We start from the raw sequence: 11,731 nt of genomic DNA on the forward strand, positions 1-11,731 counted from the left end.
CCCAAGTCAGGCAGGCTCGTGGAGAGTTCCATTGGCCCTGCATCCAACCTAGCAACGCGCACTGACATTTTTGGCGGCTTGCGGCTGCGCAGGAAGCTTGTTGCTCCTACAATGAATAAAGACAGTTTGGCAATCGGTTGCCAAGCGCGCTGATTCAGTAAGCATCACCGAGGACCACACCATGACACCCGCCGTACCAACCCCGACTGCATCAGATTCTTCCTTCGACGTGGTGGTGATGGGCGAAGTCCTGGTCGAGGTGGCTACGGATCGAGCCTTAGGCCACGGCGTTCCCGCCCAGCTGGGAGTATCGGGAGATGCGCTGAACGTCGCGGCTGCGGCAGCCGCAGCTGGCGCGCGCGTAGGGCTCGTGGCGGTTCTGACCGACGATGACCTGGGCCGATCCATTGCAGCCCGAATCGCGGAACTGGGTATCTCAACGGATCTTTTGGCGTTTCGGCCCGGACAACAAGGGGTCTACCTGGTCCATTGCGACCCAGACGGCCAGCGCGAGTTCTCCTATGCACGGAACGGCAGCGTCGGGTCCTCCCTCAGCCCAGCTGACCTTCCGCAGGACATTATCGCCGCGGCGGGGGCCCTGGTGACCAGCGGAATCGCCTGCGCCATTTCGGCTTCGTTCCATGCCGCCGTCGTCCGAGCCGCAGCGCTGGCACAGCGCTTCGTGTTCGATCCCAACTACCGCCCGCGCCTCACCACGGTGGAACGGGCGACGGCGGCACTCGCCGAACTTGCGCCGGGCGCGTTCTTGCTGACGCCGTCGTACCCGGGGGAGACCTCCGCGCTCCTCGGCACCGAAACACCGCAACAGGCGGCCGCCTACCTGCGATCGAAAGGCGCCACACACGCGGCCGTGACCTGTGGCGCTGATGGCATCCACCTCGAAAGCGCTCATGATTCGCAGTGGTTGCCCGCGGTTCCCGCCCCTCACATGGTGGACCAGACGGGAGCGGGAGATGCGTTCGTGGGGACCACAACCGCCCGGATGGTGCTCGGCGACAGCTTCGCGACGGCGGCCCGATACGGTGCGGCGGCCGCGTCGCTGGTGGTGGGCGGCAAGGGTGGAACGGGATTCGTCCCCACTTTCGAACAAACCCGAGCCCATGCGGACGGCACGGAACCGACCAATCGACGGGCCGGGGAGCCCGGGAAATGAGTACCATCATGGCTGACGCTTCTGGCGTTCTGAAACTGTCCCCTGTCATTCCGGTGGTGACCATCGAGGACCCGGCTGATGCTGTGCCGCTGGCTCGCGCGTTGCTGGCGGGCGGGATTGGGGTCATCGAACTGACGCTCCGGACGCCTACGGCCTTGACATCGATGAGGCTGATCGCCGACGAAGTTCCGGACATCGTGGTGGGCGCCGGAACCATTCTCACCCCCGGACAGGCCGACGGCGCCGTGGCAGCTGGTGCCCAATTCCTCGTGAGTCCCGGGGCCACCCCTGCCCTGCTTACCGCGATGAATTCGTTGGAGGTCCCGGTGTTGCCCGGCGTGGCCACCGTGGGGGAGGTGTTGATGGTACTGGATCACGGCCTGACGGCGATGAAGTTCTTCCCTGCCGGACCTGCCGGTGGACCTGCGTACCTGGCAGCAATCAGCGCGCTCATTCCCCACGTCACGTTTTGCCCCACGGGTGGCATCAGCCTGGCCACCGCGCATGACTATCTGCGCCTGGTGAATGTGTCGTGCGTTGGCGGCAGTTGGCTCACACCGGCGGATGCGGTCGTGGCGAAGGACTGGACTCGGGTTGAGGAGTTGGCGGCAGGGGCAGCGGCGCTCGGATAGGTGCATCCTGGGCGAGGGCGTGGATTCGGTGGGCGCGGCGGCGTCTGGAAAGCTGGTGGCATGACGAAAACTGTGGACCAGCCGCCAGCTCCCCAACGGGCCCGACAAATCCGGGGTGCCATCTGGGTAGCGCTTGCCCTGGTCGTTGTCGCCTGCATTGTGGGCTTCCTGATGATTTCCGGGAACGGCAAGAATGATGAGGTTCCTGCCAGTTCCACGGCGCAGGTAATCCGGGATGACAGCCACCGGCTGACTGATCCGGCCGTCGAAAAGGCGCAGCTGGTGGAATTCCTGGATTTCGAGTGCGAAGCGTGCCGGGGTGCCATTCCGCTCGTGGATGACCTGAAAGCTGAATACGGGGATCGCATTACGTTCGCCCACAGGTACTACCCGTTGCCCGGGCACCGCAATTCCGGGACGTCGGCCTTGGCGGCTGAGGCCGCAGCCCAGCAGGGCAAGTACGAGGCAATGGTGGACAAGCTCTATGCAACCCAGCCCGAATGGGGCGAGAGCAGCGATTCCAAGGCCGCACTGTTCCGGACGTACGCGCAGGAGCTGGGCCTCGACATGGCGGCATTCGACGCTGCCGTCGGATCAACCCAGACCCTGGATCGGGTGAACCAGGACGTCGCGGATGGCAAGGCGTTGGGCGTGTCAGGGACCCCCACTTTCTTCCTTGACGGCAAGAAGCTGACGTTGAATACCGAGGCCCAGTTCAGGCAGTTGCTGGACGCCGCGGTCGCCGACTAACAGCACGCCGACCGACAGTACGACGCCGGCCTGCCGCCCTCCTGGGCAACCGACCGGCGTCGTGCTGTCGTTACACGCGAAGTCTACTGTTGCGCCGCCCGAGTCTGGGCTTGATCGTGCTCGGCGTGGGCTTTGCGGAGGAGGTCCAGGAACTCGGTTTCGTTGCGGACCAGGCGCTTGTACTTTTCGGGGAGCTTGCGGATCTGGTCCTCTTCGCGGCACATGGCAGCGAAGATTTTGTCGCGTTCGGCCATGTCCGTTTCGTAGTTCAGATCCAGGTATTCGATGGCATGCCGCTTGGCGCCGCTGACCGCATTTTTGGCTTTGCCCTTGGGGCTGAAGAGCGAGGCGAGGATGGTCAGGACCAAGACGCCGAGGATTACTGTCAGGGAGAGTTCCGTGCTGATTTCGATCACGTTGACGTGCTCGCCGTCGTTGATGAACGGCACGTTGTTTTCGTGCAACGCATGCAAGATCAGCTTCACGCCAATGAACCCAAGGATGGTGGCGAGGCCGTACGAGAGGTAGATGAGGCGGTCCAGCAGTCCGTCGATGAGGAAGAAGAGCTGGCGCAGGCCCATCAGTGAGAACGCCGTCGCGGTGAAGACGACGAAGACGTTCTGGGTGAGGCCGAAGATCGCGGGGATCGAGTCAAGGGCAAAGAGGATGTCCGTGGCGCCGATCGCGATCATCACGAGCAGCATCGGCGTAAGCACTTTCTTGCCGTTTTCCATGGTGAAGAGCTTGTCGCCGTCGTAATGCTCGGAGGCGGGCAGGAACTTCTTGGCCATACGGACAATGAAGGAGTCGGCGTCGTCGTCGTGGCTGCTGGGCTTGAGCAGGTTCCCAGCGGTGATCAGGAGGATCAGGCCGAAGAGGTAAAAGACCCAGGCGAAGCTGTTGATCAGGGCCGCGCCGAGGAAGATGAAGCCGGTCCGGGCGATCAGCGAGAACACGATGCCAAACAGCAAGACTTTCTGCTGGTCAGCGCGGGGCACCTTGAAGCTGGCCATGATGATGAGGAACACGAAGAGGTTGTCCACCGACAATGCCTTCTCCGTCACGTAGCCGGCGAAATACTCCGTGCCCATGGTTTGGCCGCCGAAGACCAGCACGCCGAGGCCAAAGAGGATGGCGAGGCCAACGTAGATCCCCGACCACTTCGCTGATTCTTTGAGCGTGGGCGTGTGCGCTTTGCGGACGTGGAAGAAGAAATCGAAGGCCAGCAAACCGATGATTCCCACAATTGTCAGGATCCAGACATATGGGGCTACTTCCATGCTGCGGGCCTTTCGTCGCCAGATGCTGGACAGCCTCGCCGGGTATGGTGTGCCGGGGCGCCAGTTGTTGTCTCAGCCTACCGTTCAGGCGGTGGTGGCCGGCGGCGGCTCACCCCTTATGTGCACAACCTGAAAGCCACGGACTGCCATAGAAACAGTCAGTGCGTCAGGAGGTACTTGAGCGCGGAGACGAGGGCAACGCCCACGGCCAGGCCGATGCCGGAAAAGATGAGCCGGAGGGAACTGCGTTCGCCGCGCCAGCGGGCAACTGCGATACCGAGCAGCGCCAACCGGACCAGGGTGACGATCTGCGCCGCGATCCATGCGATCTGCGGTTCAAGCCACCCGAGGGCCGCCATTCCCAAAAGCAACGCGGGGATGGTGGCCGACGACGCGATGGGTCGGGCATTCCGGAACTCTTGGACGGCGTCGTGCACGTCCACTCCTTCTCGGTGCCGGACGCGCCCGCCCACCAGTTCACCCAGCATGTGCGCAACGTACGTGGACGCGCCGGTGCCGAGAATGTAGAGGAGCCCTTCCAATGGTTCCGGATCCGGGCCGACTGCGATCAGGGCTGCGAGCGTGAGGATGTTCCCGTAAACGAACGCGGACGCCCGGCTGGCAGCGTCATCCACGGACTGCTCGCGTTGTGTCATGCACCAGTTGTACGACGCCGCAGCCGTTCTCGGCAACGCAGCGCTGCCTTGACGTGGCGGACCTGCCACCTACCCTTGAAACCATGGAGCCAGGGATGACCACTTTTTCAGTCCGTCATGTTGCGGAGCGCACGCGGTTCGAGATGGTCGACGGCGGCACGGCTGGCGGCGCCGTGATCGGCAAGGCGGTCTATTTGGAGTACGACGGCGGCGAATCGCCGCAGCGGATTTTCTACCACACCGTGATCAACCAGGAATTCGGTGGCCAAGGTCTGGCGGGCCGGCTCGCCGCCGTCGCGTTGGCGGAAACGGTTACGGCTGACCGCGGGATCGTTCCGGTGTGCCCCTTCATCAAAAAGTACCTCGACCAGCATCCGGAATACGCCGCACAGACGGTTGCTGTCCGGCCCGAGCACCTTGCTTTCCTCGAAGCTCAGTTGGCCCGGCCGAAGCAACGCTGAGGTCATGATGCCGTCCACCGAACCCAGGTGCGACAGACTGTTACCGTGAGCAACAATTCGCGGACTTCGTGGGCTTTGGCGGGACTGAGCCTCGGAACAGCACTCAATCCGCTGAACTCATCCATGATCGCTGTGGCTCTGGTGGTGCTGCGCGCCGACTTCGGCCTGGACATCGCCGCGGTGACCTGGGTGGTTACGTCGTTCTACCTTGCCTCTGCTGCGGGCCAGCCGGTGATGGGCAGGCTCGCCGATAGGTTTGGGCCGCGGCGGATGTTCATGCTGGGGATGGGACTGGTGGCCATCACCTGCGCGCTGGCTCCTTTTGCCCCGAACTTTGCCTTGCTCTGTGTGGCCCGTGCATTGATGGCGTTGGGCACCGCGACCGCCTATCCCAGCGCTGTGGTGATGGTGGGCGCCATTGCGAAGGAAGCGAACGTGGACTCGGCGCGCCCGCTCGGCCGGATCCAGATGGCCAACACCTCTGCAGCGGCCGTGGGCCCGGTGGCGGGTGGGCTCTTGGTCAGCCTGGTGGGCTGGGAGGCACTTTTCCTGGTCAATGTTCCGGTGGCGCTGGCTGCCTTGCTGGTGGTGCGCCAGGCATCGCCCGCCGATCAAGCTCGCGAACGCGGCTCGGTGTGGGGGATCGTCCGGGATTCGGATATCCCCGGTATCGCAGGCTTCATCGGCGCCATGGTGCTGGTGATGATGGCTGCCCTGGACGTGGCTCCGGGGTACCGCTGGTGGATGTTGGGCGGGGGAACCGTCTTGGCCGGTCTCTTTGTCTGGCGGGAATTGCGGTTCAAACTCCCTTTCCTGGACCTGCGCTTGCTGGGCAGGAACAGGCCGCTGCTGCTGGTCTACCTGGGGTTTGCCCTGTTTAGCTGCGCGTACTATTTCGTTTTCTTCGGGCTCCCCACGCTATTGCAGGAAGCGGGCGGCTACGATCCCGGCGTCGTGGGCCTGTTGATGCTGCCGTTGGCGGCGATGTCCGTGGTGGTGACCCCGTGGGCGGTGCGCGGCATCGAACGGTTCGGTGTGCGCACGGTGCTGCTCGCCGGCGTCGTCATGCTGACCGTGGTGGCCGCGCTGATGTGGCTGCTCACGGGGACGTTGGCGGTGCCGCTGGTGGTGGTGTTGGCCGGGCTCACTGGCATCCCGTACGGCGTTGTGGGCCTGGCCTACAACCAGGGCATGTACATCTCCACCCGGCCGCAGGAGCGTGGCGTTGCGGCCGGGATCTACCAGACGTGCCGTTACGTGGGAGCCATTTCCGCGACGGTAATGATTGGCGTTTTTGCCGGTGGTGGCGTGGATCAGGAGAGTTGGGGCCGGATGGTGCTGGCCATGCTGGTGTTGTGCCTGGTGACGCTGGGGGTGGGCGTGTTGTGGCGGCCGGGTAAGAGCCCCGCCTAGCCAAGACCTGAAAAATCCACGCTACGAATACATCAGCGAGCCAGGCGTGGTGAGCTTTTCGCCGGTTTCAAGCCACGTTTTGAGGCCCGAGAGGATCATGGGCCAGCCGCCGTAGATCTGGTCGTTGGCCCCTTCGCGGAGGTCGCTGTGAGTGAGCGTGAGGTGGCAGGAGTCGCCCACCGGTTCGATTTCCCACGTGATGGTGGAGAAGCCTTCCGCCTTGACGTCCTCGGCCCAGAGGGCGCGCATGGTCTGGACGAGGCGTCGCGGCGGGTCCAGCTCCACGATTTCGCCCTCGCCCAACGGCATGCCTTCATTGCCTGCGGTCATCAGGAATGATCCGCCGGGCGTCCAATCAGCCTCAATGGTGGTGCCGAAGTTGTAGATGCTGCGGATGTCGCTGGTGGTGATGGCGTTCCACAGCAGTTCCGGCGTGGTCTTGATGTAGATTTCGAAGATTTTTTCCATGGGACTTTCCAATCTGGATTTGAGGTCGCTGAGGGCAGCGGCCCATGGTGCGGCGAACTTGCTGACCCACCGATCGTGGACCAGCCGGATGGGGACGGGGTTGAGGAAGTGCAACTTTTCCCGCCCCCGACGGCGGGTCACCACGAGGTGCGCGTCTGCCAGGACGCGGAGGTGCTTGGCGATCCCAAACCGGGTCATGGTGAAGCGTGCTTCCAGGGCGCCGAGTGTCTGGCCGTCCTCGCGGAAGAGCTCGTCGAGGAGCTCCCTGCGGGTGGGGTCGGCGAGCGCTTTGAACACGTCATCCATGGCTTCATAATAGGTGACTATATGGTCACATAACAAGGCTTCGGCTCAACTGGATAACGACGTCAGCGCTACGTGGTTGGGGCGGGGAGACCTACTCCTGGCGCGGCTGCGGATCCTGCCACGCACGTTCCCGCGGGCCCGGCGGATAGGCGTACCGCTTGCCTGCAAACGCGATCGCCAACGCCACCACAACGGGTACTGCCGCGGCCACGGGAACCACCAACGGGCCGCCAATCACCAAGGCAGCCGATCCGTACAGGGCGCCGACGGTGATACCCAGTTGGATAGTCAGCACGGTCAAGCCATTGGCGGCTTCTTGGTATTCGCCGCCTGCGCGGAGGATCGCGGACTGGTTGTAGATGCCAATGGCACCAATGCCGGCACCCCAGATGGTCATCAGCATCATGGCGACCACGAGGTTCCCCACCGCCAGCGGCAGGAACGCCATGGACAAGGCGATGGCCGCCGTCGTGATCAGGAGCGAGCGGCGAGGCTGCGAATCAACCGTCAGCCCGGCGATCCAGATGCCCAACAACCCGGCCAGCCCCAACACGGTCAGCGACAGGCTAATGGCAAAGTCGGGGAAACCAGCCTCGCGAATAAACGGGGCGATATAGGTAAACAGGGCGAAGTGCGCCAGGACAAGTAGCGGCCACGCGATGGCCACGGCCTTGACGCCGGGCTGTCCGATGGCTTTGCGCAGCGACGGTCGAACGGCGTCGGAAATTTGGTGCACCTTCGGCAGCATGAGGAACGCCAGCACGGTCAGCAGCACACCAAACCCGGCCATGACCAGGAACGCCGACCGCCAGCCAAGGAACGTGCCAAGGGCCGTCCCCACCGGCGCACCGATCGCGAGGCCCAGGCTGTTCCCGCTGAATACGATCGCCAGCGCCTTGCCCACTTTGTCGGCCGGCACCACACGGGTCACAAACGGTGCCATGGTGGTCCACAGCAACCCGTGGGCCAGCCCGCCGATCAGCCGCGCAATCATCGCCGCCGTGAAGTCCGGCGCGAGCCCCACCATCGCATTGCTCAGTGCAAACGTCAGCACCAAGGCCACCAACAGGGTGTGCCGCGGGATGCGCACCAATAGCCGTGCGGCAGGAACAACTGTCACCACAATGACGGCGGCGTAGGCCGCGGCCAGGTACCCGGCAACGGGTTCGGTGACGTTCAACCCGGCGCTGATCTGCGGCAACAGGCCCGAGGGCAGGAGTTCAGTGGTGATGGCTGTGAAGGCGATGGTGGCCAACACCAGCAGCGGGGCGTACGGAAAACGGGCAGAATCCGGCGCGGACTTCGCGGAAGGCATGGGGAGGTGGATCCATTCAGGGAGGGGTGGAAAGCGGCTCGCTGGCCGAGAATTTCCTTCCTTGAATTTACAGGACACACCCTCCGGAACAACAGGTGTAATCAGATTTTTAGCATCAGGGGCCACGCACACGATCTGCTGGCAGCACGTCATCGACGGTACGTTGGTGAATGCACACCACCTGAGGAGCCCAGAATGAACGTGACACAGCAGATCAATCCCGGGTCCGCGGCGGTGGAAGCATGAGCGCGCCGCTGCGGGTAAGCCTCCCCAACGCCAAACTGCTGGCCGCGCTCGAGCCGAGTCCCGGCGTCGAACTCCTCCTCTGGGACTTCACCGGCACCCCGCCCACCGGCCGCCTGGATCTGGTGGTCCCGCCGTACATGGGCGGCGCCGCTGCGCTTTCCGCGCTGAAAGGCCTGGACGTGGGGCTCATCCAGAGCCAATCGATAGGCTACGACGGCGTGGCCGACGTTTTGCCCGCCGGTTCCCTTTTCGCGAACGCCGCCACCGTCCACGAGACGTCCACGGCGGAACTCGCCGTGGGCATGATGATCGCCAGCCAGCGCGGTTTCCTTGACTTCGCCCGCAACCAGTCGAGTGGCACCTGGGACGGGTCCATGCGGCCGAGCCTGGCGGACAGAAGAGTGTTGTTGGTGGGCTACGGTGGCGTTGGCAAGGCGATCGAGTCGCGGCTCACGCCGTTTGAAACCGAGGTCACCCGCATGGCCAGCCGTGCCCGCGAGGACCAAGGCGGGCCCATCCTGGGGGTCGAATCACTCAACGAGCAGTTGCCTCTGCACGACATTGTGGTGGTCAGCGTCCCGCTCAACACGCATACCGCGCAGTTGGTCAACGCAGACTTCCTCCGGAGAATGCCGGACGGTGCGCTCCTGGTCAATGTTGCTCGCGGCCCGGTGGCCGACACGGACGCAATGCTGGCCGAGGCGAAAGCGGGGAGGCTCCGGTTCGCCGTGGACGTGACAGACCCCGAGCCGCTTCCGGCCGAGCATCCGCTGTGGACAGCGCCGGGCGTCCTCATCACTCCGCACGTGGGCGGCGCCAGCACGGCGATGTTCCCCCGGATGGTCAAGTTGATCCGGCAGCAGCTCGACCTGATCGCCGAAGGTGCACCACCGGTGAATGTGGTGCTTGGCTGAGCCTTACGGGTACACGCCGGAAATCCACCTACCCAACAGCACTGCGGGACTCCTATGCTTGGCCTATGTCTACCTATGAGGTCCGCCGCAGCGCGGTTATCCCAGCCAGCGCCGAAGAGATCTTTCCGCTGGTCAACAGCTTCAAAGAGTGGACTGCCTGGTCACCTTGGGAGAGCGTCGACCCCACCATGGATCGCCGGTATTCGGGCCCCGACGTGGGCGTGGGCGCTGGCTACGAGTGGAGCGGAAACCGCAAGGCCGGCAGCGGCAGCATGGAAATCGTGGGTTCTTCGCCGAGCAGCAGCATCAACGTGAACCTCGTCTTCACGAAACCCTTCAAGGCCGTCAACCCGCTCACGTTTACCTTCACACCCGCTCCTGGCGGCACCGAAGTGACCTGGCTGATGACCGGCGAAAACAAGGGCGCCGCCAAAATCTTCGCGTTCTTCGTGAACATGGACAAAATGGTGGGCTCCGACTTTGAACGCGGGCTGACGTCCCTGGCCACCGCGGTAGCTGCCAAGAAGGCCTGAGCACGCAGGTGGGGTCGGTACTGGATGCGCTCGCAGCGGTGGCCGAGCCTGCCCGCGGCCCGCTGCAGCACGTCATTGACCTCGCGCTGGAGCTGGCGCCGGAGGCCACCGAAGGCCAAAGTTACGGGATGCCAGCGCTCAAGCTGGACGATAAGCCGCTGATCGCCGTGGTGGCCGCCGCCAAGCACCTCTCGCTGTACCCCTTCTCGGGCAGCGTCGTTGCCGCAGTTGCCGAACAGCTTGAGGGCTACTCGCTCTCGAAGGGGACCATCCGGTTCACTCCCGATCAGCCCGTCCCGGACGCCGTCATTCGCCAGATCGTGCAGCTGCGGATCGCAGAAATCCGGGGCTGACCGGGTCGAAGGGCCCTGCTTTCCGCGATCCGTTGCGCCCTGACCTGCGCGGGAGTACTGTATGCCCACGGCATCAGGACTTCAGCGAAGAAGGCGATCCACATGTGGTTCCGCAGCGCACGCCAGGATCGGTTCCCGGTGGCCGTCATCATCGCGATTCTCCTGTCCGGCGGAGTGGTGGCTGGCAGCCTCGCCAGCTGCGCACCTGATGAGCAGGCAGGCACTGCAGGAGAAGGATTCGTTTCTGCCCTGGCAACTCCACGATCCACCGGTACCACGCCAGGAGGCAGCGGAACCGCGGTCCACACGCCCGGGTCGAGCGCGGAAGCCGAAATATCGACGTCGGATGAGTTGGCTCCGCGCATCCTGCTGCCGGCGACAGCCACACCAGCCAGCAGCGGAGCCAAGGGCGCGGCGGGCGCTCCTGCAGCGACCATGGCTCCGGGCGCGTCCGGAGCGGCCGGCGCGCCGCGGCCGCAGGGCAGCTTCGTGCCAGGGACCCCTGATGCTGGCTGCGTGGCCAATTGGCCCACCCGGTTGCTGACAGCACCCCAAAGCGACGGCGAGCGGCAGTACCTGGCGCAGATTGTGGTCTGCGCCAGTCAAAGTTCTGTCCGGATCAGCAATCTGAGTGCAATGGTGTGGGACTTTTTCCACCCGGCGAAGGTCACGGTCAGCCGGGTGATGCCCGTTCCGGAGAACGTGGCCCTTTTCCACGACCTCGTGCTGGAACGGAAGCTCGTGGTGACGGCTTTCATGGCGCCCGGCGAAACCGTGACAGTCCCGCTGGCCGCCGCCGAGAAGTTGAGCTGGTTGGTGGATCCCGTCCTGTCCCTCTCCTGGAAGGGTGGGCTCCTGCTGGACAAGGGCGTAGGGCTTGCGGCGAAAGCCGGATCAAAGTATCTGCTGACGCGGGGCTCGCCCGGCCGGAAAGCAGGTTGGGACTGCACTGAGGCGATCTTCAAACTCGCCGCAACCGGTACAGCGCAGGAGGCCGCCTGGGATGCGGAGGCAAAACTCAAGGAGGCCCTTGGGGTCACCTACAGTGCCGGAAAATGCGCCACCTCGTGGCAGTCGGCCCGCCGATCAGCCCAGGAACTGCCCGCGCTCGCCGACGTCCACAGCGCGACAGGCCAACTGAAAGCCTTGACTGCCGACGCCGGCCTGGTGAAGCAGGTGACCAGGGCCTTCAAGGTGGTGCTCTGCGGCGTCAAACACACCTTCTGCTAA

Annotated in this window: 13 protein-coding genes; 9 read left to right on the plus strand and 4 right to left on the minus strand. The window is 64.2% G+C overall.

Annotated elements, in window-relative coordinates:
• Positions 1-181 precede the first annotated feature (181 nt).
• The 3 genes from PSET11_RS06350 to PSET11_RS06360 are packed head-to-tail and all read left to right on the plus strand — an operon-like array spanning position 182 to position 2,556.
• The gene (locus tag PSET11_RS06350) at positions 182-1,174 is read left to right on the plus strand and encodes a PfkB family carbohydrate kinase (protein WP_238989057.1); all 993 of its coding nucleotides are present in this window, start codon (positions 182-184) and stop codon (positions 1,172-1,174) included.
• 8 nt (positions 1,175-1,182) lie between these two features.
• Entirely contained in the window at positions 1,183-1,806 is a 624-nt protein-coding gene (eda, locus tag PSET11_RS06355; protein ID WP_124091259.1) for a bifunctional 4-hydroxy-2-oxoglutarate aldolase/2-dehydro-3-deoxy-phosphogluconate aldolase, read from the plus strand.
• Between the two features lie 60 nt (positions 1,807-1,866).
• Positions 1,867-2,556 (plus strand): DsbA family protein, encoded by a 690-nt coding sequence (locus tag PSET11_RS06360; RefSeq protein ID WP_124091260.1) that lies wholly within the window; start codon positions 1,867-1,869, stop codon positions 2,554-2,556.
• Between the two features lie 83 nt (positions 2,557-2,639).
• Here the strand turns inward: PSET11_RS06360 and PSET11_RS06365 are convergent, their stop codons facing one another.
• Positions 2,640-3,836 (minus strand): TerC family protein, encoded by a 1,197-nt coding sequence (locus PSET11_RS06365; RefSeq protein ID WP_124091261.1) that lies wholly within the window; start codon positions 3,834-3,836, stop codon positions 2,640-2,642.
• 158 nt (positions 3,837-3,994) lie between these two features.
• A complete protein-coding gene (locus tag PSET11_RS06370) occupies positions 3,995-4,492 on the minus strand; it encodes a hypothetical protein (protein ID WP_124091262.1) in 498 nt (165 codons plus the stop codon).
• Positions 4,493-4,587: 95 nt separating this feature from the next.
• Between PSET11_RS06370 and PSET11_RS06375 the strand changes: the two genes are divergently transcribed.
• Together PSET11_RS06375 and PSET11_RS06380 are read left to right on the plus strand one after the other, a co-directional pair.
• Entirely contained in the window at positions 4,588-4,953 is a 366-nt protein-coding gene (locus tag PSET11_RS06375) for a GNAT family N-acetyltransferase (RefSeq protein ID WP_124091263.1), read from the plus strand.
• A 45-nt stretch (positions 4,954-4,998) separates the two neighbouring features.
• Entirely contained in the window at positions 4,999-6,366 is a 1,368-nt protein-coding gene (locus tag PSET11_RS06380; protein WP_124091264.1) for an MFS transporter, read from the plus strand.
• Positions 6,367-6,387: 21 nt separating this feature from the next.
• On the opposite strand, the gene PSET11_RS06385 is transcribed toward PSET11_RS06380, so the two are convergent.
• Together PSET11_RS06385 and PSET11_RS06390 are read right to left on the minus strand one after the other, a co-directional pair.
• On the minus strand, positions 6,388-7,140 hold the full coding sequence (locus PSET11_RS06385; RefSeq protein WP_124091265.1) for an ArsR/SmtB family transcription factor: 753 nt from the start codon (positions 7,138-7,140) through the stop codon (positions 6,388-6,390).
• 91 nt (positions 7,141-7,231) lie between these two features.
• Entirely contained in the window at positions 7,232-8,455 is a 1,224-nt protein-coding gene (locus tag PSET11_RS06390) for an MFS transporter (protein WP_124091266.1), read from the minus strand.
• 242 nt (positions 8,456-8,697) lie between these two features.
• On the opposite strand from PSET11_RS06390, the gene PSET11_RS06395 reads away from it, so the two are divergent.
• The 4 genes from PSET11_RS06395 (at position 8,698) to PSET11_RS06410 (ending at position 11,731) form a co-directional block, all read left to right on the plus strand.
• Entirely contained in the window at positions 8,698-9,615 is a 918-nt protein-coding gene (locus tag PSET11_RS06395) for a 2-hydroxyacid dehydrogenase (protein ID WP_124091267.1), read from the plus strand.
• Positions 9,616-9,680: 65 nt separating this feature from the next.
• Positions 9,681-10,148, plus strand: coding sequence for an SRPBCC family protein (locus tag PSET11_RS06400; protein ID WP_124091268.1), 468 nt, complete (start codon positions 9,681-9,683; stop codon positions 10,146-10,148).
• A gap of 8 nt (positions 10,149-10,156) precedes the next feature.
• Positions 10,157-10,501 carry an iron chaperone gene (locus tag PSET11_RS06405; protein WP_124091269.1) on the plus strand — a complete coding sequence of 115 codons (345 nt, stop codon included), beginning with the start codon at positions 10,157-10,159 and terminating at the stop codon, positions 10,499-10,501.
• Between the two features lie 102 nt (positions 10,502-10,603).
• Positions 10,604-11,731: a hypothetical protein gene (locus PSET11_RS06410; protein WP_124091270.1), complete on the plus strand. Its 1,128-nt coding sequence runs from the start codon at positions 10,604-10,606 to the stop codon at positions 11,729-11,731.

The organism is Arthrobacter ulcerisalmonis, assembly GCF_900609065.1.
GTDB classification, from domain to species: domain Bacteria; phylum Actinomycetota; class Actinomycetes; order Actinomycetales; family Micrococcaceae; genus Arthrobacter; species Arthrobacter ulcerisalmonis.

Coding starts and splice junctions, on each gene's coding strand:
- PSET11_RS06395 (WP_124091267.1), top strand. CDS start 8,698: ATGAGCGCGCCGCTGCGGGTAAGCCTCCCCAACGCCAAACTGCTGGCC.
- PSET11_RS06410 (WP_124091270.1), top strand. CDS start 10,604: ATGTGGTTCCGCAGCGCACGCCAGGATCGGTTCCCGGTGGCCGTCATC.
- PSET11_RS06390 (WP_124091266.1), bottom strand. CDS start 8,455: ATGCCTTCCGCGAAGTCCGCGCCGGATTCTGCCCGTTTTCCGTACGCC.
- PSET11_RS06365 (WP_124091261.1), bottom strand. CDS start 3,836: ATGGAAGTAGCCCCATATGTCTGGATCCTGACAATTGTGGGAATCATC.
- PSET11_RS06375 (WP_124091263.1), top strand. CDS start 4,588: ATGACCACTTTTTCAGTCCGTCATGTTGCGGAGCGCACGCGGTTCGAG.
- PSET11_RS06370 (WP_124091262.1), bottom strand. CDS start 4,492: ATGACACAACGCGAGCAGTCCGTGGATGACGCTGCCAGCCGGGCGTCC.
- eda (WP_124091259.1), top strand. CDS start 1,183: ATGGCTGACGCTTCTGGCGTTCTGAAACTGTCCCCTGTCATTCCGGTG.
- PSET11_RS06360 (WP_124091260.1), top strand. CDS start 1,867: ATGACGAAAACTGTGGACCAGCCGCCAGCTCCCCAACGGGCCCGACAA.
- PSET11_RS06350 (WP_238989057.1), top strand. CDS start 182: ATGACACCCGCCGTACCAACCCCGACTGCATCAGATTCTTCCTTCGAC.
- PSET11_RS06400 (WP_124091268.1), top strand. CDS start 9,681: ATGTCTACCTATGAGGTCCGCCGCAGCGCGGTTATCCCAGCCAGCGCC.
- PSET11_RS06385 (WP_124091265.1), bottom strand. CDS start 7,140: ATGGATGACGTGTTCAAAGCGCTCGCCGACCCCACCCGCAGGGAGCTC.